A 24391-nucleotide genomic window follows, 5' to 3' on the forward strand; every position below is an offset into this window, starting at 1 on the left:
AAACTTCCCTGATGGCTAACCCTTTTCCCCAGAAAACTCCCAGTGAACCCTTGAATTTGCCCACCAAACTCGCTTATGGAGTTGGAGAACTGGGAGGAGAGATTCCGGGTAATATCTTAGTCTTTTTCTTGCTGTTTTTCCTCACCAATGTCGCGGGGTTAAATCCCACCTTGGCGGGGAGTGTTTTGCTGATTGGCAAGGTTTGGGATGCGATTAACGATCCGATGATCGGGTATTTGAGCGATCGCACTCGTTCTCCGTTAGGGCGGCGTTACCCGTGGATGCTGATTGGGGCGATTCCTTTGGGGATTGGCTTTGGTTTACAGTGGTTTGTTCCGCCTACCTCGAATCAATGGCTACTGTTTGCCTATTATGGGGGAGTTGGGATTCTCTTTTATGCCGCGTTTACTTCGGTTGTTCTCACCCATAATGCGTTAGCGGCTGAACTCACTCAAAGCTATGATGAGCGCATTGATTTAATTAGCTTTAAAGCGTCGTTTAGCATCGGTGCGAGTATTTTTTCCCTGGGTTTAGCCCAGATTATTTTTGCATACGTTGATGATGAGTCTCAAGAGTATCGGATTCTGGGCACAATTTGTGCAGTTGTCGCTACCTTAGCCGTTTTCCTGTGTGTTGTTGGCACCTATAAGCGTTATAAGCAAATTGAAGCCCAACGGGAATCGGTGACTCAGGTATCCGTTTTACCCATCACCCAACAGTTTCGGATTGCGTTTAGCAACTTCCCGTTTATTTGTGTGATCGGGATTTATTTGTGTTCGTGGTTAAGTCTGCAAACAACAGCAGCGATTCTGCCCTTTTTTGTGACGCATTGGATGGGATTACCGGATCACCACTTTACCCAAACTGCGCTCACTGTTCAAGGGACAGCCTTAAGTATGACATTTGTCTGGAGTGCGATCGCCAAACGGGTGGGTAAACGGATTATCTATTGTATCGGTATCCCTGTCACTGTCTGTGCCTTGATGGGACTGTTTTTCTTACAACCCAATCAAGTGGCATTAATGTATGTTCTGGCGGTGTTTGTGGGGCTGGGTTTGTCTACGGCTTATATTGTACCCTGGTCAATGCTTCCTGATGTGGTTGATTTTGATGAATTTAACACCGGACAACGACGGGAGGGTATTTTCTATGCCTTAGTTGTACAAATACACAAAATTGCCGTCGCGATCGCACTATTCCTCGTGGGTAGATCCCTAGATATGTCGGGGTTTATCTCCAGCACCTCTGAACAGTTACCCACGACTCAACCAGAATCAGCGTTGTGGACGATTCGTCTGCTGATTGGTCCGATTCCCGCTATTGTCCTCATGGGCGGTTTAGCTTGGGCGTACTTCTATCCGATTAGTCGTTCCTTCCATGGCGAAATCCTCCTAAAACTCATCGAACGCCGGAATACGGAAACGTTAAGAGATGGGGGAGATGGGGGAGATGGGGAAGACTACGGATGAAACCACAAGATTGTTAAATAACTTTATAGTGATATAAAATAATCAGAAGAACATTTACGTGATCCCTCGTTGATGCCTGGATCAGGCAACGATAGAGATATAGATAGGAAAACCTCCATGAATAACCTTCACCATAACCAAAGGCAGCACAAGCATCGTCGGCATCGCCAGACAACCCTAGAGACGGGCAACCATCGGCGACGACGCAGAGGGTGTCGATTCCCTGGCGTGGTTTTGGGAACAATGGTGCTGACATGCAGCAGCGCCTTCGCTGAAACTGCGTCACAACAACCCAGTAATGTTGTGTATCAACTCAACCCCGAAACCCAAGCCGCGTTGGTTGAAGCCATCGAAGATGAATATAAAGCCCGCGCTTTCTACGAAGCAGTTATCAATAAGTTCGGTAGTGTGCGACCATTTAGTAATATTGTTCACGCCGAAGCCAGACACGCTCAACGATTGGCAGCCCTGTTCATGAAGTATGGAGTGCCAGTACCAGCAGATACGTTTACTGGAACGATTGAGGCACCCGATAGCCTAAAAGCCGCCTGTCAAATCAGCATAGACGGCGAAATCGAGAATCTCAAAATGTACGATCGCTTTTCATCCTTTGTTCAGGAACCTGATATCGTTGCAGCTTTCTCCCAATTGCGTAACGCTTCCGCTAATCGCCATTTACCTGCTTTTGAGCGCTGTTATCGTCGATTGTAACGGGTTATTTGTCATTGGTCATTGGTCATTGGTCCTTTGTCAATAACCGATAAGTTAAAACGTATTTAAGGTTTTCCGGGGCGAATTTATGTCAGCCAGCCCAATTGAACAACTCCCTCTCCAACCTACCCATGATGTCGGAACTACTCTAGATGATCAAGCAATTCAGGAATGCTGCAACTGGTTGAGTTTTCACCGAGTTTGGGGCGAACTTAGCGATGCTGCGATTCAAGCCATGGCGAGGGCATTTCAACCCTTGACAGTGGAACCGAATTGCGAAATCTATCGCCAAGGATTACAGCCAGCGGGTTTGTATCTACTCAAATGGGGAACTGTGGAGATTTATCGCCATTCTCTGGTGGGTAGAACCCATATTACCTATCGCAATGCGGGGGAAACCTTTGGCTATGTGCCATTAGTAGAAAACCAAGACACCGCTAGCTATCGCGCCAGCGCCGTCGCCCTGACAAAGAGTGAAATTTGGTTCCTCGGACAAACTGAGTTTCGTACCCTCTGTCGCACCTATCCAGACTTTCAAGGGGCAATTAATACCCTATTGGCGCAAGACTTAGCCAACTTTGCCATGCGAATGGCAAAGGAACAGGCGAGAATTCAGGGGTTACAGCGCTATATTCAGCCCGTACCCAGGGGAGAAGATATCATTGGTACGAGTAAAGCCACCAAAAAACTGCGATCGCAGATTCAACAAGCCCAGGATGACCTAAAACCTGTCATGTTTCAAGCCCCAGCCGGGAGTGGCAAAACCTTCTTGGCGGGGTTAATTCATGCTGGTTCATCCCTGCAAAACCGTCAGTTTGCCGAAATTGACTGCGCTGAGTTACCCAAAACTGAAGCGGGTGCGGTGAATACCGATGCCCTATTTGGTAAACAGGGAGAACAACTGGGGGTGATTGAACTGCTGGAACGGGGGAGTTTACTGATTGATAATATCCATCTCTTAACCCCCCAAGAGCGCGATCGCCTAATTCACTTTATCAAAACAGGCAGCTTTACCCCCAATCCCAACCCCGAACCTGAGGAATCCTCACCGCCACCCCTTGTCCAATCCTGGGTGCGCCTGATCCTCGCCAGTCCCCAAAAAATCGCCCTATCTGGGGTAGATGTTCATACCATCAAACTCTTTAGCCTCCCCCAACGTAAAGGAGATATTCCCGAATTTGCTCGCTATTTCCTCCATAAATTCTGTCGCCAACGCGAGGAAATCCTGCAACTGGATCAAGCCAATTTGCGCCGTTTAATCAGTTATGATTATCCGGGAAATATTGCCGAACTCGCAGGAATTCTGCAACGCGCCGTCTTGATGACACCCGCCGGACAATCGGTGATTCCAGAACAGGTTCTTTGGTCTGTAGAATCAAAGAAAAATGCCTTCCGTGTCGATTTACTCAACCAACTACCTTGGTTACGTAAATTTCTCTTAAGTGACTGGTGGCCCCAACGGTTCTGGTTTATCGTCATGGCGATTTTTATCCCAGTGACAGTGATGGGATATATTGGTCCGCAAAGCCGAGATGCCAGTATTACGTTGAATTTTTTCTGGGCATGGTGGTGGCCCCTCTACCTCTTTTTATTTGCCTTTGTCGGTCGCCTTTGGTGTGCAATATGTCCGTTTATGATTACAGGGGAATGGATTAGAAAAGTCTCCCTATGGATATTTCCGCGCCAACTCTTACCGTGGCCCACGAAATGGTTAAATAAATGGGGCGCTTGGGTGTTATTTGCCGGATTTGTAGCGATTTATTTGTGGGAGAAACTCTGGGATTTACCTCATACGCCTTACCTGTCCTCTTGGCTATTAGTCGCAATTGCTGCGGGTGCGGTGATTTGTAGTGTCATTTATGAACGCCGCCTCTGGTGTCGCTATCTCTGTCCCATTGGTGGAATGAATGGGATGTTTGCCAAACTTTCTATGATTGAAGTGCGATCGGTTCAGCAAGTTTGTGGGAGTCAATGCAGTACCTTTGGCTGTTATAAAGGTAGTGAGGCGACACCTGTTAATTTTAGTAATCCCTTACCGAATGAAGGACAAGCCACAGGAGGATGTCCTCTCTATTCTCATCCGGCTCAGTTACAGGATAATCGAGATTGTGTGTTATGTATGACCTGTCTTAAGGCTTGTCCGAACCGTTCAGTACAGTTCAATTTGCGATTTCCGGCGGTGGATTTATTGGAGAATCATCAAGGGTTTTGGGCAGAAGTGGCGTTGATGTTGCTCTTATTTGGCGGCGTCTTTATGCACTATTCGCACCGGATTCTGGGATGGTTGGGTGTTGGGAATATACCCTTAGATTCTGAGCATTTGTTGACGGCGTTCCCTGTGGTAACGTTGTTGCTGTTGATTCCCTTTGTCGCCACCTATTTGACACATCAACTGGCGCGTTTATTTGACAAAGAAATGCCAGATTATTTAAAGGTCATTTATGCCTATCTGCCCATGATGTTAGCGGCGAATTTAGCCTATTATGTGCCAGCCGGAATTACGGAAGCCGGTCAGATTCTGCCCGTTATTGCTCGTACTTTTGGTTATTCTGGCGCGAATTTGCCAACGTTAACCTGGAGTATGGATGTGGCGAGTTTTTTACAGGGGGTGACGTTGCTTTCAATTTTAGCGTTCAGCATCTATCCGTTGTTAAAAATTACCCAACGTCCGTTCTGGAACAATTTACCTCATTTGGTGCTGATGGCTGGTTTTACCGTGGTTTTCTTTGAATTAATGATCGGGTGAACTTCAGTGTTTAGGTAAGCGAAGACAGCGCAATGACGAACCAACTATAAACTATAATTGGTGAGCAAGAAACTCTCAAGTAAAGACATGACTACAGTTGCTATCTTGCCAGTATCCGATGCAAGCGGTGAGAGGCAATACCCAAGCGATTGCAGGTGATAAGCAATCCACTGGTAAAACCGCAGGTGAAGCGTTAGATGCATTGACCGCCCAGCTAGAAGGAGGTGAATTGGGTACTCTACTGATTCTCCAAAGCTTTCGTCCTGACTGGTTTTTTAGTGAAGTTGAGCAACAGCGTTTATCTAAGTTGATAAATCGGTGGCGAACAGCCCGCGATCAGGGAGAAATGCTACCTCCAGAACAACAAGCGGAGTTAGATAGTCTTGTCGAGGCGGAATTGAAAGCCGCCACAGCCCGAACCGCCGCTTTGATACAGCAACTGAACCCATGAATATTAATGACGAAAACACCTATTGGAAGAGTCGCGATCGCGTATTTAGCTTGCACTGGCGATTCATCTCACGCTTTAATTTTTTAATTAAGCGTGAGATGAATCCGCCCCAGGTGTTAGCTCATAGGTATTATAATAGAGCTTAAGGAGGTGATAGGAATTGAAGCGAAGCAAAGACACGTTTAAACTGAATTATCAGTATCGGATTGTACCGAATAGTCAACAAGTTTATCAGTTAAACGAATGGCTGTATAAGTTGTGCCGAATACACAATCTGATGCTAGAGGAACGGTTTAACTGGTGGGAGCGTAACCGCCACTCAGTCAATGCGTGCATGATTTTTGTCACTCATCTACCAGAGCTTAAAGACCAACCAAGTTACTATTCCCAGAAACGGGCTAACCATTGGTCAAGAGAATCTTGCAAGCACCTATATGATGGGGTTCATTCACAGGTAATACAGGAAGCGATTAAACGAGTAGAGGATACCTTTAGTCGGTTTATTAAAGGCGATCTAAATGGAAAACGAAGCGGAAAACCTCGGTTCAAGTCGGTGCGGCGATACCGGACATTTGCTATTCCTCAGCTAAAACCGGACTGCCTCGCCGTTACTTCTAATCCTCATCGACGGAAAAACGGTAGTACGCGGCGCGACATTGCCTACATCAGCCTGCCCAAGGTAGGTCAGGTGAAGCTCATCTATCATCGCCCAATTCCGGAGGGGTTTACAATTAAAGCGGCATTAGTATCACGCCGCGCCGATGGTTGGTACATAATCTTAACCCTAGAAGATAAAGCCGTTCCGACGCTGAAATCACCAAAGATAGAAGCAACAGAGGAGAATTCTCTAGGCTTGGATGTTGGCTTAGAAAAGTTTTGGACGGCATCAGATGGTGAGGTCGAACCAATTCAGCAACATTATCGTAAGTCTGAATCAAAGCTGACAAAATTGGCTAACTGTAAAGACAGTAAACCTCACAAATCTGCATCGCGGCGAAAGCTAGCCAAAAAGCTATCCAGGCATCATCAAAAGCTGCAAAGGAAGCGGAAGCAATTTCATTATGAGTCAGCTACCATCCTAGTAAATCGGGATGAGCAAGTGTTTTTTGTAGAGGACATTAAACCGGGAAACCTGTCTCGAAAAAACAAGACAAAACAAGATGAAAACGGAAAATATTTACCCAATGGACAAAGTGCTAAATCAGGTTTAAACAAGTCAATTGCTGATGCTGGCTGGGGTCAATTTCTATCAATTCTTGCTTACAAAGCTGCAAAAGCTGGTAAGGCAATAGTGAAAGTTAAACCCCACAATACAAGCCAGGTATGCTCTTGTTGTGATCGCCTAGTTCAAAAAGATTTATCAATCCGAATACATAAATGTTTGTGTGGGTTGATTCTAGATAGAGATTGGAACGCGGCGATCAATATCAAGAGAGTTGGGCTGGGCATATTCCCAACTATAAAACGCCCCAAGCGTAGCCGCAAGGCTGCGACGAAGGAAGCCTACACTATACCCGTTTAGGGTTAGTGTAGGAGGATGTCACAGATGAACAGTCAAGCACAAGTAACAGCAAGGCAACTATGGATTCGTTTAGGTTTATTTCCCTAAGACTTTATCGTAAGTGAAATTGTCATCCCATCTGCCATCCATGAAAATTTACTCGAATATTACAGATGTTATCGGTAGCACCTCCCTGGTGCAACTTCAACGCCTTCCCCAACGTCACGGCTGCGTCGCCACAATTGTCTTAAAACTGGAGGGGATGAATCCAGCCAAATCGATTAAAGACAGAATCGCGATTAGTATGGTTGCGGAGGCGGAGGAGGTGGGATTGATTCAGCCGGGAGTCTCGACGATTATTGAGGCGACATCGGGGAATACGGGTATTGGTTTAGCCATGGTTTGTGCGGCTAAGGGATATCGCTTAATTTTAACCATGCCAGAAAATATGAGTCGTGAACGTCAGCAATTGGTGAAAGCCTACGGTGCAGAAGTGGTGCTGACACCTGCTAAAGCAGATATGGCTGGCGCGATCGCCCGGGCGAATGAGTTATTGGCGACTCTCCCCAATGCTTTTTCCCCACAACAATTTAGTAATCCCGCTAACCCGAAAATTCATTATCAAACCACGGGACCAGAGATTTGGCAAGGGACAGATGGACAAATTGACATTCTTGTGCTAGGCGTTGGCACAGGGGGGACACTCACGGGGGCGGGGCGCTATCTCAAACAACAAAAACCCCAATTGAAAATTGTGGCAATTGAGCCAACTAAGAGTGCGGTTTTAAGTGGCAAACCTGCGGGAATCCACAATCTCCAAGGAATTGGTGCGGGGTTTGTTCCTGACGTGTTGCGGGTAAATTTGATTGACGAAATTATGCAGGTGAATGAGGCGCAAGCTTATGACATCGGGCGTCAGTTAGCGCAGGAGGAAGGAATTCTTAGTGGCATTTCTACAGGGGCGGCGGTGTATGCTGCGTTACAGGTGGGGTGTCGTCCCGAAAATCGCGATCGCCTAATTGTGGTGATTCAACCCAGTGGTGGAGAACGGTATCTGAGTACACCAATGTTTGCCCATTAATCTGTCATGTATTTAAATTGGGTACGAGTAGCGAGCAAGATGCTCGTACTACAAGGATGGCGTCATTATTGATATTTAAGATTTAATCGTTAGCCTCTCTCCCTCTATAATCTGTTGATGTCATACATTAAATTTGTAAATAACAAACTGTTGCAGCGATAAGCGTTAACAATGTAAGCTAGGGGCTAGTGATACAGAAGGAACCTCCCATGCATGAGCCTCTACCATCCTCGCCACCAAACTGGTACGAACAGGTTAAGCGAAATCACATTGTCCGGGCGCTAGAAACAATCCAAGACTTATTTATCATTTCCCTCTGTGTTGGCTTATTTGCTTTGATGGCGATTCAGCTACGAGAAATGTTTTTGGAGTTGCTACCGCCCTTAGATTTCCCTGGCGTCACTTCAGATATTCTGTTCTTGCTGATTTTGGTTGAGTTATTCCGACTGCTGATTATTTACTTACAAGAACAGCGGGTATCGATTGGAGTAGCAGTGGAAGTTTCAATTGTCTCGGTTCTGCGGGAGGTGATTGTGCGGGGAGTTTTGGAAACCTCCTGGATTCAAATTTTAGCTGCCTGTGCGTTCTTAATGGTGATGGCGGCTTTATTAATTGTACGAGTCTATTTGCCACCAACATTTGATGGGATTGACCCAGAAAAACGGTTGTCCTTGCAATATAAACAGCCGACAATGAGTCAGGTTACTGATTCTAATAATCACCCGTTAACTCCTTTCGCCAATACGAAGGTTGTGGCAGATAAAAGGGGTCACTGAGTTCCGAATATCATGTTCTTGGCTGTTCCCTTTTCCCTAAACTAAAACGTCAACATTAATCTCATCCAACTGATTATCTATGACTACAATACCTGATATTAAACCCCGTGATGTCCAAGTCGCCGCCATTGAAGGAACGGATACAACGGTTTTGCGATCGCGAACCTGGGATAGACTCAAGTTTGAGGTAGAATATTCCCTACAACGGGGTACAACCGCCAACTCTTATCTAATTCAAGCCGATAAAACAGCGCTGATTGATCCGCCAGGGGAATCCTTTACTGAAATCTTCCTGACTCAATTACAGCAATGCCTAAATGTACAGCAATTGGATTATGTGATTTTAGGTCACGTCAATCCCAACCGAATGGTAACGCTGAAAGCTTTACTAGAATTAGCCCCCCAAATCACCTTTGTTTGTTCTAAAGCCGGGGCGGTGGCGTTACAAAATGCCTTACGAGAATACCAATGCAATGTTTGGGTACCCAAAGGCGAGGAAACCTTAGACTTAGGTCAAAATCATCAGCTACAATTCATTCCCATCCCCACACCTCGTTGGCCCGATGGACAATGTACGTATGACCCCCAAAGTCGTATCCTATTTACCGATAAACTCTTCGGCGCCCATGTCTGCGGCGATGAACTCTTCGATGAAAACTGGAAACGCCTAGACGAAGACCGACGCTACTATTATGATTGTCTCCATGCCGCCCAAGCGCGACAAGTTGAAGTCGCCCTGAACAAACTAGCCACGTTCTCGGCGAAAATGTACGCCCCAGGTCATGGTCCAATTGTCCGTTATAGCCTCAGTCGATTCCTCCATGACTATCGCCAATGGGGTCAGCAGCAAACCGAACAGGACTTGACAATAGCATTAATTTATGCATCAGCTTATGGGAATACTGCCACATTAGCCCAAGCGATCGCCAGAGGAATTACCAAAACTGGTGCAGCCGTCGAATCGATTAACTGTGAATTTGCCGAACCTGGGGAGATTGAAGCCGCGATTCAACGCTGTGATGGCTTTTTAATTGGTTCCCCTACCCTGGGTGGGCATACCCCCACTCAAGTGCAAACGGCGTTAGGGATTGTCCTCTCCAATGCCGCGAAAACCAAACTAGCTGGGGTGTTTGGTTCCTATGGCTGGAGTGGCGAAGCCGTTGATGAAATTGAAAGCAAACTCTTAGATGCGGGGTATCGATTAGGGTTTGAATCGATTCGGGTTAAATTTAAACCTGATGACGAGACGATTCAATATTGTAAAGAAGTCGGCATAGATTTTGCCCAGGCGCTGAAAAAATCCAAGAAATTCCGCGCCCCCAAACAAGCCGTCAGCAGCGCCCAAATTGATCGAACAGCGCAGGCGGTGGGACGAATTGTCGGATCATTGTGTGTTGTCGCGGCGCAGCGTGGGAATGTTCGCAGTGGGATGTTAGCCTCTTGGGTAACGCAAGCCTCATTCAATCCGCCAGGGATTACTGTTGCGATCGCTAAAGATCGGGCTGTTGAGTCTCTGACGCATACGGAAGATAGTTTTGTCCTGAATATCTTAAAAGAAGGGATGAATGTAAGGCGACACTTTTTACAATCCTTTGCGCCAGGGGACGATCGATTTGCGGGGTTAGAGACGGAAACAGCGGAAAATGGTTGTCCGATTATCAAAGATGCCCTGGCTTATTTAGAATGTACAGTGCAGAGTCGGATGGATTGCGGCGATCACTGGTTAATCTATGCGATTGTCAATAATGGTAAAGTATTGCAATCAACGGGGATGACGGCTGTACATCACCGTAAATCAGGCAATCATTATTGATTGTTCGTAGTTGCGCTTTAGCGCCATAAACCAAAAAGGACAGGTAAGCTACTAAAACAGTAGTCAGGGTGTGGGGTGTGGGTTGACTCGGTAAAACTACAACACCGACTCTCCATTTCCCGTTCCCCCTTACCAGCATCCATGGAAAACAACGCCATTAAACGATTTAGGCAATCAACATCCGGCAAAATTGGTCTTTTAATCACGTTCACCATCATCCTAATGGCGTTGTTAGCACCGATTCTCAATCCTTATAACCCAGCAACCGATCGCAATTATACCGCCCGGTTACAACCTCCCAGCTTGGATCATTGGTTTGGCACCGATGGTTTAGGACGAGATATTCTTGACCTGGTATGGTATGGGTTACGCACGTCTCTATTTATCGGTTTAGTTTCGGTGGGATTAGGGTTAATTGTGGGAGTTGTGTTGGGGTTAATCGCGGGTTATTTTCGAGGCGGGTTAGAAACCGTGATTGGCTGGTTCACCGATATTCTGTTAGCCTTTCCCTCAATTCTACTCGCGATCGCGATCGTTACGGTAACCGGTCCAAGTATCTCCAGTGTGATGATTGCTGTGGGTGTGGTACAAGTCCCCATTTTTATCCGTTTGACTCGCTCTATGGTGCTATCCTTGCGAGAACAGGATTTTGTCCAAACCGTGCGATCGTTTGGTGCGACGCCAGGACGGATCATTGTTTATCATATCTTACCCGCTAGCTTGAGTCCTTTAGTCGTGCAAGGGACGCTTTCCATTGGTACGGCTACCTTAGAAGCGGCGGGTTTAGGTTTTTTAGGGTTAGGCGCACAACCTCCCACGCCGGAATTGGGAACAATGTTATCTGATGCATTTAAGGGGGGCTATTCCCTATCATCTCCCTGGACAATATTATTTCCTGGTTTGTTTATTACTCTAACCGTTTTAGCCTTTAATTTACTCGGAGATGGTTTAAGAGACGCTTTAGATCCCCATATTTAGGTAGGGGCACGGCATTGCCCATCCGTGTCAACTTAAGACTTTGTATAACTAGTTATGTAGAGACGTTGCATGCAACGTCTCTACAATGGTGCTTAACCGAATTCGCTATTACACGAGAGTTGGAACCGTCAGCAGTTCAGCTTGAGGCATTGCAATCAGAGATTCAACAGTCTCATTGGTGAAAGGATCTCCGATACCGATGCTATTCATCAGGTTAATCGGCGTCACTTCACTAGCAGTAACCGAGTCTGATACATCTTGATGACTAGCTAAAGTTATTTGTCCACTTGCAAAATCAAAACTCTCTTGACTTCCATTTTCTTCAGTTAGAAGCAGATGCGAATGTCCACCATTGTCGAAATGATTAACACCTGTATTGCCTAAAAGTTCGTCACCTACCGACGCAGCCGTTGTCAAAAAACTAGCCGTATTTTGCATCATTTCATTGACCGAAAAATCACTGGAATTAGCCGCATAAAGCTGACTTTTAGGGATAATCTCCTCCGATTGACTTGGACTCGACCAAGCCAGTTGTGCTACCGATTTTCCTCTATTCTCATAGTAATCCATGCGAATTTCGTACTGTTGTCCTGCCTCTAGATCAATCGTGCCACGATTATCGGTAACCCCATGGTCTGTCCAATTATCAACCAGTAGCTGGTCATTTACCCACAATCGCACCCCATCATCAGAAGAGGTTTTGAACTGATAGGTTTCTGAGTGAAGCGGTTCCACAAACCCCGTCCAGCGTACCGAGTAGGTATTGGGATCTATCGCCGCATCGGGTGAACCTGAACCCCAGTTAAAGTCCACAGTATCATCAGTGCGAGTTAGGGCTAAGTCGGTAAAATCGCGGTTATTGTAATATTCGGCAGTTAAACCTGTACCGTTACCACTAACCTCTGGACTAGGAGTATCAACAGCAGGGGAATAAAGCTGAGATTCAGGAATAATCTCCTTACTTTGACTCTCACTAGACCACAACAATTGTGCCACCGATTTGCCAAAGTTTTCGTAGTAGTCCATGCGGATGTCATACTGTTGACCGGCTTGCAGGTCAATTGTGCCACTATTTTCTGTCGCCCCATGATTTGTCCAATTATCAATCAGTAGTTGGTCATCCACCCACAGACGTACACCATCATCCGAGTTGGTGAAGAATTCGTAGGTTTCTGAATGGAGGGGGGCGACTGAACCTGTCCAGCGTACCGAGTAGGTATTGGCATCTATCGCCGCATCGGGTGAACCTGAACCCCAATTAAAGTCCACGGTTTCATCGGTGCGAGTTAGGGCTAAGTCAGTAAAATCGCGGTTATTGTAGTATTCGGCTTTTAGCCCGTTACCATTACCATTAATGGTAGAATCGCCGATAGAGATATTGTCAATGGCAATGAAGTCGCCATTATTCGGGTGAGCGCCCTTGGCGACAACTTGAACAGTTACGAACTCATAACCCTCGCCAAAATCTACATCCCAATTGAAAGTTTTCCAGTCAAAAGTAGAGCCACCCACAGTTTGCTGCAAAAGCTTCTCCTTCGTCATCGGAATCGCGCCAGCCTGCTGGGGACCATCGAGATTTCCGGCTGTACTCATAAATTCTCCATCGACACCCCAGACACTAACGGTAATTTCATTCGCTTTCTTGGTGTCTTCGGTGTTTTTGATATCAATGCTGAGTGTCTGCTGACCACGTCGGCTACCGTTATCTAAAAAGATCTGACCGATTCCGGCATTCCAGGAACCTGAGACAACCGCAGCACCGCCATTGCCGATAGTGGAATCCACTGACCAATTGTTCCCAATCCACCCCTCACCAGTCCGGGTGCTGTCAAAGGTAGCGTTGATTGCCCTTCCCAATTCGCTAGTGCTACTAAACGTGCCGTCTGTAATCAGGTTAGGGTATGGTGTTGGGGTTACCTGAACCTGTTGAGTTAGGGTACTGGTTGCGCCTTGGCTATCCCAAACCGTCAGGCTGACATCGTGAGAACCCGTTGAGTCAAATTGGTGATTGACTTGACGACCGAATTCGTCGATAGTACCATCATTATCAAAATCCCAACCGTAACTGGCGATCGCGTTGCCTTCTAGTTCCAGTGCATCTGGTGGATCACTATCGAACGAATCACCCGCATCAAACATCACAACACCCTGACTACCGATTGATTCATAGCTGAAGGTAGCAGTAGGAGCGATATTGGTATCAGAGATGTTAAATTCGGTGTTAACGATATCGAAGGAATCGGGGAAGAAAAGTCGGTCACCTGCGTGCTCCTTTTTCGATAGGTTATAGGTATTGTTGGCAAGGTAACTGTCTTCAAGGCGTGAACCCAAAAACGGTACTAATTTACTCCTATTACCTTCATTGGGTAAGCGAACACCACGCTCAAATCCTTCGATGTGAAGGTTTTTATAGAGAAGGTTTTGAGACAGTGTGTTGCTACCAATACCATGACCACGACCGTTACCGTTGATTCCTTTCTGCAAGGGAACAGGGTTTTCCGGGTTACCGACAATCAATCCATCAACAAAATCAATCTGTGAACTGTATTGTAAAAAGATACCCTCGCCATAGATATTCCAAAGTTTGAAATTATCAACCAGGGAGCGGGCGTCATGGGCTTCTTTTGTACCTGGACCGTTAAAACTCAACTGACCATCATTATTCCGCATGTGGTTCCAGAAGACAATGCCCAAATCCGAGTTATAACTCTCGAAACCTGACAACCGACGCAGTGGCACGTTGGTCACATCGAGGGTGTTTGGATCATCGTCATAGGAAGCCTGGGAGAGGAATTGCAGTTCTGGTGACAGGTTTTTAACGGCAACCGTGTCCGCCTCTCTGACACGACTCACCTGATCAACACCACTGAAGATATTAATACCACCACCTGCGGCACTAATGGCAATATTATCTACCATTTCCACTTGAGCCGCGCCTTGCACCCAGTACCCCTCGCCGTTAAAGCCAAAGTCAAATAGCGGGACGCGAGGCGAAAGATCAAAGTCGGCTTGGGGACGGTCATCGCCTGTGGTTTTGATGGTAATGTTATTGCGCCATGCACCCAGTTCATTCCCGGCTTCTGCGGCAATTCCAGACCCAACCACATCGAAGACCACATTATCTTCTAAGACGGCGTGGCTGTCATGATGTACAATTCCCCATCCCGGACTGCCGACAATGGCGTTACCTTTAACTTGAGAAGGTTTGCTATTAATATCTTCCGCCCCGGTGCGATGCAGATGCAACGCATATCGCCCACGGGGATTGGTTCCGTAACCCGGTGAACCATCGACATTTTCTCCTGGGTCATCAATCAACCTATTTTTATCCGTCCGTCCCAAGTTGTAAAATCCGGCGTTTTGTACCTCGACATCCGGGTTGTGCATGAACATCACATGACCCCGTTGCTGAGTGGGTACGGTTTCAGCGTTTTCGGTCTCGAAGATAACGTTGCGACTGGTATTAGCGATGTAAAGGTTTAAGTCCTCGCCCTCAAATCCTGCGGGGCGCTCGTGGTCAAATCGGAGTACGGTATTATCACCAGAGGTAATGTCGTTGTTGGTAAATTTGATCCGGTTTCCGTTAATTTCGGTGATGGTTAACACTTCATCTTGGAACCGACTGTTATCCTCATCCGAACCGTTGGGATTGTAGGATGTTCCACCTAAGACTAATTGATCCCCAACTTGCCAGCCAGCAGGTGTATTCATGCCATCGGGCAGATTTAACACCAGTTCATTATCACCGGCTGAGGCGTCTGTTTGCAGCGAGATAAAATCGAGTTTCTCTGCACCATGGATTCTAACTTGACCGTGAGTGATAACGCCACGACTAATGAGTGTGGGGTCCCAATTGACATCAATTTCTCCATCGTTGGCAATGACAATTCGGGCAGTTTTATTGGCTTGAATCGGGTTTGCTTCACTACCAATCGTCAATATACTTGTGGGTGATGCGATGAATGTGTCTACGACGATTTTGGTGTTGCGATTGTGGGCGAATTCCAATGTTCCGTCCACGCGCACGGTTTCTAGACGAGTGTCACTCTCAGCGTCGTAGGTGACATGAACACCTTCAGAAATGACGACTTTAGCATCAGTTCCAGGAACCTGACCTTGCTGCCATGTATTTGGATCAAACCATGACCCATCGTTTATAGCGACATGAGTTGCGGCTGAATGAGGGACTAAATCCAATAGTTCTAGATGTTCGGTTTGCTTGCCTGGATGGTCTTGATGAGGAAGATTGTGATTATGTTGCATGCTGATCATTGATGTATCGTCAGTCCCAGCGAGGTTGGTTTCTAGTTGCATAACGTTTGGATTAATCAGTGTAATCAGTTAGTTTCCAGAAAGCAGTCATCGTTTGATAGCTATTCGCGATCGCTGACCACAAGGAGCGGCATACACACTGAAATCGACTATGACTCATCTAAACTTCACAATCGATTTGCTTATTTAAATTAATAACATTAATTACTCTTGATTTTCATAAAGTAAAAAAATCTATACACAATCTTTATACTACAGGTAGACAATAGTATATGTTTGTTTTATGTTTGGAGTTTTTATTGTCTTTAAATTGCCAAAAAGCGCAAATCATAAACTCTTATCGTGAAAAAAGTGAAGGACTTTGCTAGAAGGCATCCTTACTTTTGGCAGAACTATTATTTTCGGATCAGGTGGGTATCCTGCCCATCCTACGGGGCAAGGGAGACGCCTACTCGACAAAGGTAGATGGGTTAATGTAGGCTACCGGACTCAACGAAGCCTACAACTAAGCTTTTATAGATTAAAATGGAAAGCTCCATGGCATGATAGAATAGAAAAATATATTCAAAGACTATTTAATTTTAATTAAGGCGTTGAGTCCCCATAACTGAAAAGACTGGGGAATTTATTGTGTAAAATCGAGAGGCACCGTCTATCGCTGGTGATCGTGCATCAGTCATTTATAGAGTCGGTCTATTGTATTAATCCTGACTGCCCCCGTCCTTATCCTCAATCTGGGGACTTTAAGTTTTGTAGCAGTTGTGGATCGATGCTGCGACTAAATAATCGCTACGTTCCTCTCCAGCGTTTGGGTTTAGGGGGATTTGCGGCGATTTATGCGGTTTGGGATCAGCAGGATCAAACGGAAAAAGTCTTGAAACTTTTGGTAGAAACGTCACCCAAGGCGTTGCAGCTATTTGAACAAGAGGCAGCCGTATTGCAACGTCTGAACCATCCGGGTGTGCCTAAAGTGGAGTCTGGTGCCTATTTTACTGTAGGTCTGAGATCCTGCCAACAGCGGGTACTCCCTTGTCTGGTTATGGAAAAAATAAATGGTCAGACGCTGGAGGCGATCTTAAACCGTTACCCTCAGGGGTGTCCGGAGATGTTGATTATGAGTTGGCTGTACCAAGCGGCTGATATTCTCCAGGAGTTACATGATTTGGGAATTATTCACCGGGATATTAAACCCTCGAACTTAATGGTGCGCGAGGAAACTGGTCAACTGGTGGCGATTGATTTTGGCGGCGCGAAACAAATTGGCGCGATCCCTGTGGGGACAGAGAATCGTTCCACCCGCTTAATTTCTCCGGGTTATAGTCCCCCTGAACAGATTGCAGGGGATGTGGTGGGACCAAGGGCTGATTTTTATGCCTTAGGGCGTACCATGATTCAATTACTTACGGGTCAAGAGTTAGCGGATTTACAAGATCCGGTTACGGGTGAATTTCACTGGCGCGATCGCACTAAAGTCCGTCGGGGTTTAGCTAACTTACTCGATAGTATGATTCGCCTTGATCCTCACCATCGACCCACTAAAGCCGCCGAGATTCAACGGCGTTTGGTTGTCAGTTGCCGTTTTAACAGAAAATCGTCTTCTTCATCATCCTCATTATTGCCGGCACTGGCTAAAGCCGCAGGAACAGCACAAGAGATTTCTATACGAGTTCTGATTACCTGCGCTGAAATTATTGTTAGTTTAGTGCGCTGGGTGTGGCGAGTCTTTATCAGCATAGTTCTGGCTTGTTTAGATACCACTTGGGTAATGGTGATGGCGGGAATCGGTGCAGCCTTTGGTGCTTCTGCTGGATTTGCTTTGATTAACTGGACGATTATAGGCGATCGCTTTGCGGCTTGGATGATCGGACAATGGACTCTCATCGTTCCCGAAATTCAGATTATCCCTTGGCGGGAACTGCTGATGTTCGCTTGTGCGGGTTTGGGGACGGCTTGGGGATTAACGGAGTCGGGAGGATTCGGTCAACAGAAACGGCGGATTATTGCTGGGATAACCGGGGTTTTTGGGTATGGTGTGGGTTGGTTTATTTGGCAGGCGTCGATCTCCGCTTTGGCTAGGCAGCAATTGACCGGATTGGGGGATTTTTTGCAGGTATCGCTATCTTATGCGATCGCGGATCGGTTACTGGGTTTAGTCACAGCTATTGCAGTTATTCCCTTGGTGTTAGGATTAGGTTTACCCAGTCATTACCTGGTTCATGCCGCCGTAGCCGCAGCAGGTACAGGTATGCTATTTTCCGGCTTAGTTCGGTTAAATATATTGCCGTTGGAGGTATTAGTTCATATCTTTTCCTTCTCCGATGGCAGTTGGTTAGATTTTATCAATACCATTAGTTTTTTTGGTTTACTTGGTATTACCCTAGGCTTTTGGTTAGGCGTGAGTTATTATCTGCTGGTTCCTGTGTTGCGTTGGTTGGGATGGCGGTAATGGCAAAAGATACAGTGCTTTTCGCTGTAATAAAGTACAGTCGATCAAAGTCCCCCTTTTTAAGGGGGATTTAGGGGGATCGACACCTCGGTCAATGCTTAAACTACCGAATTGCCTTAGAAGCCTCAGAAGAACCTGATCGCATCCTTTATCTGGCTGTCCCCAAAGATGTTTATCAAACGTTTCTACGTTTCGAGCCAGCTAAAACTGTAATTGAACGCTACGACATTCGCCTAATTGTATACAACCCTACGCAGGAGGTTATCGAACAATGGATCGAGTAGATGAATATCGCCAAATCGTGCGTGAATTCTTGCAAGAATTTGCGACAGATGATCCCGAAGCACAACTGATTTTTGATTTTGAGCGCAATCATTATTTAGTAATGCACGTTGGTTGGCGTGGAGACTACCGCATCTACGGCTGTGCCATGCAGCTAGATATTATTGATGGCAAAGTCTGGATTCAGCACAATAGCACCGAGATTGTCATTGACCAGAAACTCATTCAACGAGGTATACCCAAACAAGATATTGTTTTGGGCTTTCGTTCACCTAGTATTCGAGAACGCCTTGCTGCTGCTTCATGAAGGTATCAATTGTAGAACATGAGCTACCCAAACTCAAAAGTGATGTCGAAGGAATTCTGCCATAATTCCACGGTAGGGACACGATATGTCGTACCCCTACTTACTTGATAAATTAATCCTGTAGCCAACGGGCAGCATCTTTAGCATGGTACGTCAGAATCAAGTCAGCGCCCGATCGCTTGAATCCAGTCAAGGTTTCCATCACCACCTTTTGTTCATCAATCCAGCCATTCAGGGCGGCGGCTTTCACCATGGAATATTCACCCGATACATTGTAGGCGGCAACGGGTAAATTTGTGGCTTCCTTCACCCGCCAGATAATATCCATATACGCTAATGCGGGTTTAACCATTAGCATATCTGCCCCTTCAGCAATATCCAGTTCTATTTCCTTGAGGGCTTCCCGGCTGTTGGCGGGGTCCATTTGATAGGTAGAGCGATCGCCAAATTGGGGTGGTGATTCGGCTGCATCCCGAAACGGACCATAATAGGCAGAGGAATACTTCGCCGCATAGGACAGAATCGGCGTATCCTGGAATCCAGCTTCATCTAATCCTGCCCGAATTGCCTGGACAAAACCATCCATCATCCCCGATGGGGCAATAATATCCGCACCAGCTTTGGCTTGAGAGACGGCGGTTTTTTTCAGGAGTTCTAAGGTGGGATCGTTGAGAACCCGTCCGCTTAAGTCGCCGACTTCCAGATACCCACAATGTCCATGGCTGGTGTATTCACATAAACACGTATCAGCAATAATCACCAACTCAGGTACAGCTTCTTTAACCGCTGTGGCGGCTTTCTGGACAATTCCACAATCATGCCATGCGCCCGTGGCTTCGACATCTTTATTATCCGGGATACCAAATAGAATAATCGACGGAATCCCCAGATCGTAAACTTCCTTCGCCTCTGCCACAATTTTGTCCACCGATAACTGGTAGACTCCGGGCATGGATTTGACTTCTTGGGCGATTCCCTCACCGGGTACAGCAAACAGGGGGTAGATGAGATCGCTAGTTGTGACAACAGTTTCACGCACCATACGACGCAACTGGGTGCTTTGGCGGAGACGACGAGGACGATGAATGGGAAACATAGGCATAAGATTTGAAAAGACGGATTAACTTAAAATTTTTAGACCAGAAAACTATTGTAGAACGAGCCGTACCCTGACGATAGAAATAAGAATCGCTCTCTCTCAGCGAAAGGCATCGCCTTTACGGGCGCGACAGCTAGCGGTTTGGACGATCAACTCCATCAGGCGATCGCGTTTTTTCCAGCGCATTGCCCGCCGACTTGAATCCATCCCATGTTCGGCAATCATGTCTTTGAGTTGTTCAACCTCAAGTTGTTGCAACTGTTCGCGTAAGTGTTTCTCTCCTTTTTGGTGATAGAGTTCAACCGGATCAAAAGCACTGGTACGTCGGCGAGTGCGGCGCTTTTTCGCGGGAGATGGCTTTTTTGTCGATAAAATTTGAAATAACGAATCAATCTCTTCGGCAAAGTCAGGATCATGTTGGTATTTGGTCAGAGTAGCTTGGGTATCGGGAAGTATTTCTTCCAGGAGTTTGATCAACGCTGTAAGTTTGTCAAGGCTCATTCAATTTCTCCAAGTTCAACTGGAGTGAGACGGCTTATCTTTGATAATTTGACTCGCCGCCATTCTGATCTCTTTGGCTAAATTGAGATATTGTTCAAACTGACCCGCATATCCCCATTTTTGTCGCAAGGTTGAAAACTTATAGGGATGATTGAATTCAACGGTTTCAGCAATTTGTTGTTTGTGCGGAATTTGGGTTTCAAAGACACGGGCGTCTTTACTGTATCGACGTAAATCCTTAATTACGCGATCGTGCAGTGTCATTCCGGCATTATATTTACAGATGACAATCCCTAAAGGAACAATCGGTTCAGCGATGGTTTCGGAAAACTCATGAATAGTTTTGGTGATTTGGGGAATTCCATAGGTTGAGAGAATATCCGGAATGGTGGGAATGATATAACCATGGGAAATTCGTAACCCATTGAGTGTCACAATACTTAAATTAGGGGGGCAGTCGATGAGAATATAATCATAGGGGTCAATAATGGCGCGAATTCCGCGCCGCAAAATGTTAATCGGACTGGCGGCATAAAAGCGTCCGGCGGGAATAGTCGCTAGCCTATCTTGCACATTGATTAGATCTAAACTTGAAGGAAGCAAGTCTAAACTGGTTAAGTCTTTAACATTAGAGACTTGCTTTTGCAAGGTTTTCTGGAGATGAAACTTAGGATGTTCTGGCGCGATCGCATCCAGAAATAGTTGGGCTAAGGTGTGACGATTCTCATTGAGTTCTTCCCATCGTTCTTCGCCAATCAGCATTAATGTGGCATTGGTTTGCGGATCAAGGTCAATAACCAAAACTTTGCGATGGAATACTCCAGCCAGCATCTCAGCAACGGCGACGGTGGTTGTTGTTTTACCCACACCTCCTTTCAAGTTAATAAATGAAATTACAATTGCCACAAATCTACTCCAATCTCTAGGTTGATTAGGGTGAACAGTTGTTGAATGAAGACTTGTCTTTGCCTAGAAGACTTGAGTAGGTTCATGGGTCGCGATCGCGTCACGTTTGGTAGTAGAAAATCAAGCAAAAGATTATTATTCGTCATTGGGAAGACACGTCCTGCCAATTTACACTAATTCTCAGGCTCACCCGATTACATTGGTAGGATTAAGGGATAGCCTGTTACTGCTGATGAGCTTATCGTCTGGTAGTGCTAATCACCCTTCTACTCTCCAAGGTAACAAGCTCCGATAAGAGTACGCCATGGTTACAAGCCACCAGATAGCGGCAAACCCTGTTCCTGTCAGGGATAGGAGAAGAGTGGTTACCGTCAGAACCAATGTTGCGATCGCGCCCAATCTAATCCTCTCCTTACCTGTCATGGCTAACCCAACCGATTCAATGATCGGCGGCTTGCTGGGTACAGCCGTTGCACAGGTGTTGGCACTTCCTGGTGCAGGATGATCAAAACCTAGACAACGCCAGATTTATCCAAATATTACCAGGCATCATTTTTTCTTTGACAAAGGAATGGTTTCTGACGATACGGAACATACCTGCATCGTCGCTCAAGCCCTAAAATTCCGCCGACTCTTGCCTCCCTATTAAGCAGGATATCAATCTTGACCTGTTCCCAGTAATACGTTCTTATAACCCGATAGTTTATTAATAACCGGAGCAGGCTGTCTTTAATTTTTAAATGTTTTGAACAAGCTTGTGACGTCGAGATTTAACGATTTCAGGAATATATCTATTCTTTTCATCTTGACCTTCAAAACCTAGCCGCTCATACACACTACCACCAATACCAGGTAGAACTATACCTTTATCATCTCGCGTGGAATCTTTAGCAAAGTAGAAAAACTCAAATTTACTGTAAATATCCTTGTTGAATTCACTACTTAACTTTTCTTCTGCTGTTTTATAAATTACTGGTGCAGCAATAAGTATTTTTTCGGGTTCAATTTTTTGAATTAGATTAGTTAGATTTGTCCTCACGACACAAGCACCAGAGATAATAGACTTAATCACGATTAAATACTGAACGATATCATTATTAACAGGCTCTTGATACTTTTTGAGTATCGGAGCAACTTTTAACTCGTTTATCTCAAAGGGGGAAAATCGTTGATTCCAAAAACAAGCGAAGGCAAGTTTTGAAACTTTAGATTCTAAAGTCGTGAGAATTCCTTTGGCTAAAAAATCCGCATCTTCAAGAACTTGCTTTCCAAATAACTCTTGAATTTGCTCTTGTTGGTACACGTCGTCTTCACCGTCATCTTAAATAAACCAAGCCCTGCACTAGATTCTAGACGCCACAGATTATTGCTTGAATCTCTTGGGCGGTAGCTGGGGCGAGGAGAACACCGTTGCGATAGTGACCCGTTGCCAGCAAGACATTATCATAACCTGATAGTTTACCAATAACCGGAGCAGGCTGTCCTTCTGGACGAGGACGTTTACCTAACCAAGTGCGAACCACTGTGGCTTGGGCTAAAGCAGGACAAAAGCCGATCGCATCTTCCTTAACCTGTTCAAGTAACGCAGGTTCTGCTACCACTTCAGCGCCATGAGGAAACTCCACCGTTGCCCCTACCCAATAATCACCGCCACCGATTGGCACAATATGCACATCATCCCCTGTAATCACAGGCTGGAAATCTGGATGACCAATTGTATTCCCTAGGCGTAATTGTAACGCTTGACCGAGAACGGGTTTGAGTGCGATCGCAGACGATTGATTTGGTGAGGATAGGAGAAAATTGACCAATTGTGCCGAACCTAATCCCGCCGCAATCACCAGCCAATCCACTGCCAAGGTTTCCATCTGGGTGTAAATTTGCTGACAAATTCGCTGATTGGAACCATTAACAGGCATGGATTCTATTCCTTCCACACCAACGCCAAACTTAAATGTTACGCCCCTCTTTTCGGCAGCAGCAACTAAGGCGTGAGTAAGGGCGGTGGGTTCAACTTGTCGGTCATGGGGAGAATAAATCGCACCGATACTATTCTCCAGATTAAGCTGAGGACAGTGGGATTGAACCTGATCAGTATTCCAAATTTCCAGTTGCCATCCTTGAGATTGGCGAATTTTGACTAAATTCTGCCAACGGGCTAAATTGTCGTTTTCAAACGCCAGCATTAGAATGCCTTGACGGTTAAAGGGAATGTGATGCCCAGTCAAGGTTTCCAATTCCGGAATCAGGGTTTCATAGCGCTGCATACTCGCTTGGCGCAACTGCCAGGTTCTCCCCTTAACCTTTTGACTAATCACACCCATCAAGACACCCAATGCTGCCCCAGTTGACCCTTGGGCAGGCGGTTGTCGATCCAGCACAGTTACCTGTAGCCCCGAAACGCCACTTAGTTGGTAGGCGATCGCGGCACCAACAATTCCACACCCAATGATGGCAACATGAGTCATTCAGGCAACTCCCCCGGCATTACTGGCATCCGGAATCTGTGAAGTACCCTAACTTGCTTCGCTGAAGTTAGGGCTTCTAACTTAGCTAAACAATGACGGTCTTATTCGTCTTCAGGGTTTCCCGTTTCATCCGCCGATGCCACGTTGGGTACTTTCCAATTCCTAAGAACAGAAAGTCCAAAACTTAATCTGGTGATGGTCTTACTCAGCGTCAACAGGCAGCCGTCCGCCTTCCGCAGACAGTGATATTTTGCTAGTCCGCTTGGTTTTCGCGGTTTGTGGTTAGAGTTCTAACCGAGTAATGCCGTTAGGCATCTTGCGCTATTCTTTTCTGGACGCTACAAAAGCGAACGGTGGTCGAGTTCATTAACGCGCAAGGACTACATCTCTATCACACCTAGCCCAGCCATCTTTAGCCCATGCATTACCATGTAGACCAAGGAAGGTTACTATCATTATAGCGCTAAAAAGTAAACCTAACAATTGTAATTTGGAAATCTCCATACTTCCGATTTCCCGCTGTCTATCCTCACTCTACTAACGTTGAGGGTGAGGACTTCCGCGCCTACGTTAAGAACCGATCA

Annotated in this window: 19 protein-coding genes and 1 pseudogene; 13 read left to right on the forward strand and 7 right to left on the reverse strand. The window is 46.1% G+C overall.

The window, feature by feature from the left end; all coding sequences use genetic code 11:
* The first annotated feature begins 11 nt into the window (after positions 1-11).
* The 9 genes from MC7420_RS32195 to MC7420_RS32235 all read left to right on the forward strand — a co-directional run bounded on the left by MC7420_RS32195 (position 12) and on the right by MC7420_RS32235 (position 11526).
* A complete protein-coding gene (locus tag MC7420_RS32195; protein WP_006105961.1) occupies positions 12-1469 on the forward strand; it encodes an MFS transporter in 1458 nt (485 codons plus the stop codon).
* Between the two features lie 117 nt (positions 1470-1586).
* Positions 1587-2180 carry a ferritin-like domain-containing protein gene (locus MC7420_RS37550; protein ID WP_006105920.1) on the forward strand — a complete coding sequence of 198 codons (594 nt, stop codon included), beginning with the start codon at positions 1587-1589 and terminating at the stop codon, positions 2178-2180.
* An 88-nt stretch (positions 2181-2268) separates the two neighbouring features.
* Positions 2269-4926 (forward strand): cyclic nucleotide-binding domain-containing protein, encoded by a 2658-nt coding sequence (locus MC7420_RS32205; RefSeq protein ID WP_006105889.1) that lies wholly within the window; start codon positions 2269-2271, stop codon positions 4924-4926.
* Between the two features lie 97 nt (positions 4927-5023).
* The gene (locus MC7420_RS42090; protein WP_232231831.1) at positions 5024-5377 is read left to right on the forward strand and encodes a hypothetical protein; all 354 of its coding nucleotides are present in this window, start codon (positions 5024-5026) and stop codon (positions 5375-5377) included.
* A 160-nt stretch (positions 5378-5537) separates the two neighbouring features.
* The gene (locus MC7420_RS32215; protein WP_006105954.1) at positions 5538-6899 is read left to right on the forward strand and encodes an RNA-guided endonuclease InsQ/TnpB family protein; all 1362 of its coding nucleotides are present in this window, start codon (positions 5538-5540) and stop codon (positions 6897-6899) included.
* A 127-nt stretch (positions 6900-7026) separates the two neighbouring features.
* Positions 7027-7959 (forward strand): cysteine synthase A, encoded by a 933-nt coding sequence (gene cysK, locus MC7420_RS32220; RefSeq protein WP_044210951.1) that lies wholly within the window; start codon positions 7027-7029, stop codon positions 7957-7959.
* 209 nt (positions 7960-8168) lie between these two features.
* Positions 8169-8735 carry a phosphate-starvation-inducible PsiE family protein gene (locus MC7420_RS32225; protein WP_006105957.1) on the forward strand — a complete coding sequence of 189 codons (567 nt, stop codon included), beginning with the start codon at positions 8169-8171 and terminating at the stop codon, positions 8733-8735.
* A gap of 79 nt (positions 8736-8814) precedes the next feature.
* Positions 8815-10548, forward strand: a complete 1734-nt coding sequence (locus MC7420_RS32230; protein WP_006105918.1) for a diflavin flavoprotein — start codon at positions 8815-8817, stop codon at positions 10546-10548.
* A gap of 141 nt (positions 10549-10689) precedes the next feature.
* Positions 10690-11526, forward strand: a complete 837-nt coding sequence (locus MC7420_RS32235) for an ABC transporter permease (RefSeq protein WP_044210972.1) — start codon at positions 10690-10692, stop codon at positions 11524-11526.
* 108 nt (positions 11527-11634) lie between these two features.
* Here MC7420_RS32235 and MC7420_RS35940 read toward each other — a convergent pair whose 3' ends face one another.
* Positions 11635-15789 (reverse strand): PA14 domain-containing protein, encoded by a 4155-nt coding sequence (locus MC7420_RS35940; RefSeq protein WP_006105974.1) that lies wholly within the window; start codon positions 15787-15789, stop codon positions 11635-11637.
* A gap of 676 nt (positions 15790-16465) precedes the next feature.
* On the opposite strand from MC7420_RS35940, the gene MC7420_RS32245 reads away from it, so the two are divergent.
* From MC7420_RS32245 to MC7420_RS32250, 3 genes and pseudogenes are all read left to right on the forward strand, one after another.
* Positions 16466-18244, forward strand: a complete 1779-nt coding sequence (locus MC7420_RS32245; RefSeq protein WP_044210953.1) for a serine/threonine protein kinase — start codon at positions 16466-16468, stop codon at positions 18242-18244.
* A gap of 95 nt (positions 18245-18339) precedes the next feature.
* Positions 18340-18528, forward strand: a pseudogene (locus MC7420_RS37555) (element excision factor XisH family protein); the annotation flags it as partial.
* The gene (locus MC7420_RS32250; protein WP_006105914.1) at positions 18516-18833 is read left to right on the forward strand and encodes a XisI protein; all 318 of its coding nucleotides are present in this window, start codon (positions 18516-18518) and stop codon (positions 18831-18833) included. The pseudogene MC7420_RS37555 and the gene MC7420_RS32250, both read left to right, overlap by 13 nt.
* Positions 18834-18945: 112 nt before the next feature.
* Here MC7420_RS32250 and hemB read toward each other — a convergent pair whose 3' ends face one another.
* The 4 genes from hemB to MC7420_RS42095 all read right to left on the reverse strand — a co-directional run bounded on the left by hemB (position 18946) and on the right by MC7420_RS42095 (position 21485).
* The gene (gene hemB / locus MC7420_RS32255) at positions 18946-19929 is read right to left on the reverse strand and encodes a porphobilinogen synthase (protein WP_006105932.1); all 984 of its coding nucleotides are present in this window, start codon (positions 19927-19929) and stop codon (positions 18946-18948) included.
* Positions 19930-20031: 102 nt separating this feature from the next.
* Positions 20032-20433, reverse strand: a complete 402-nt coding sequence (locus tag MC7420_RS35945) for a hypothetical protein (RefSeq protein ID WP_006105916.1) — start codon at positions 20431-20433, stop codon at positions 20032-20034.
* Positions 20434-20448: 15 nt separating this feature from the next.
* Positions 20449-21339, reverse strand: coding sequence for a ParA family protein (locus tag MC7420_RS32265; protein WP_044210955.1), 891 nt, complete (start codon positions 21337-21339; stop codon positions 20449-20451).
* The gene (locus tag MC7420_RS42095) at positions 21327-21485 is read right to left on the reverse strand and encodes a hypothetical protein (protein WP_006105944.1); all 159 of its coding nucleotides are present in this window, start codon (positions 21483-21485) and stop codon (positions 21327-21329) included. The genes MC7420_RS32265 and MC7420_RS42095 overlap by 13 nt, the downstream gene beginning before the upstream one ends.
* 158 nt (positions 21486-21643) lie before the next feature.
* Here MC7420_RS42095 and MC7420_RS32270 point away from each other — a divergent pair, with 158 nt between their 5' ends.
* Positions 21644-21844: a hypothetical protein gene (locus MC7420_RS32270; RefSeq protein WP_044210957.1), complete on the forward strand. Its 201-nt coding sequence runs from the start codon at positions 21644-21646 to the stop codon at positions 21842-21844.
* Between the two features lie 231 nt (positions 21845-22075).
* Here MC7420_RS32270 and MC7420_RS32275 read toward each other — a convergent pair whose 3' ends face one another.
* Both MC7420_RS32275 and MC7420_RS32280 read right to left on the reverse strand, forming a co-directional pair.
* A complete protein-coding gene (locus MC7420_RS32275; protein WP_006105965.1) occupies positions 22076-22642 on the reverse strand; it encodes a hypothetical protein in 567 nt (188 codons plus the stop codon).
* Between the two features lie 46 nt (positions 22643-22688).
* The gene (locus tag MC7420_RS32280; protein WP_006105923.1) at positions 22689-23807 is read right to left on the reverse strand and encodes an NAD(P)/FAD-dependent oxidoreductase; all 1119 of its coding nucleotides are present in this window, start codon (positions 23805-23807) and stop codon (positions 22689-22691) included.
* Positions 23808-24391: the final 584 nt, after the last annotated feature.

Source organism: Coleofasciculus chthonoplastes PCC 7420, assembly GCF_000155555.1.
GTDB classification, from domain to species: Bacteria; Cyanobacteriota; Cyanobacteriia; order Cyanobacteriales; family Coleofasciculaceae; genus Coleofasciculus; species Coleofasciculus chthonoplastes_A.

Excerpts from the sequence above, each read along its gene's own strand:
- MC7420_RS32195 (WP_006105961.1), top strand. The coding sequence starts at position 12 with ATGGCTAACCCTTTTCCCCAGAAAACTCCCAGTGAACCCTTGAATTTG.
- MC7420_RS37550 (WP_006105920.1), top strand. The coding sequence starts at position 1,587 with ATGAATAACCTTCACCATAACCAAAGGCAGCACAAGCATCGTCGGCAT.
- MC7420_RS32205 (WP_006105889.1), top strand. The coding sequence starts at position 2,269 with ATGTCAGCCAGCCCAATTGAACAACTCCCTCTCCAACCTACCCATGAT.
- cysK (WP_044210951.1), top strand. The coding sequence starts at position 7,027 with ATGAAAATTTACTCGAATATTACAGATGTTATCGGTAGCACCTCCCTG.
- MC7420_RS32225 (WP_006105957.1), top strand. The coding sequence starts at position 8,169 with ATGCATGAGCCTCTACCATCCTCGCCACCAAACTGGTACGAACAGGTT.
- MC7420_RS32230 (WP_006105918.1), top strand. The coding sequence starts at position 8,815 with ATGACTACAATACCTGATATTAAACCCCGTGATGTCCAAGTCGCCGCC.
- MC7420_RS32235 (WP_044210972.1), top strand. The coding sequence starts at position 10,690 with ATGGAAAACAACGCCATTAAACGATTTAGGCAATCAACATCCGGCAAA.
- MC7420_RS35940 (WP_006105974.1), bottom strand. The coding sequence starts at position 15,789 with ATGCAACATAATCACAATCTTCCTCATCAAGACCATCCAGGCAAGCAA.
- MC7420_RS32250 (WP_006105914.1), top strand. The coding sequence starts at position 18,516 with ATGGATCGAGTAGATGAATATCGCCAAATCGTGCGTGAATTCTTGCAA.
- hemB (WP_006105932.1), bottom strand. The coding sequence starts at position 19,929 with ATGTTTCCCATTCATCGTCCTCGTCGTCTCCGCCAAAGCACCCAGTTG.
- MC7420_RS35945 (WP_006105916.1), bottom strand. The coding sequence starts at position 20,433 with ATGAGCCTTGACAAACTTACAGCGTTGATCAAACTCCTGGAAGAAATA.
- MC7420_RS42095 (WP_006105944.1), bottom strand. The coding sequence starts at position 21,485 with ATGACGAATAATAATCTTTTGCTTGATTTTCTACTACCAAACGTGACG.
- MC7420_RS32270 (WP_044210957.1), top strand. The coding sequence starts at position 21,644 with ATGGTTACAAGCCACCAGATAGCGGCAAACCCTGTTCCTGTCAGGGAT.
- MC7420_RS32280 (WP_006105923.1), bottom strand. The coding sequence starts at position 23,807 with ATGACTCATGTTGCCATCATTGGGTGTGGAATTGTTGGTGCCGCGATC.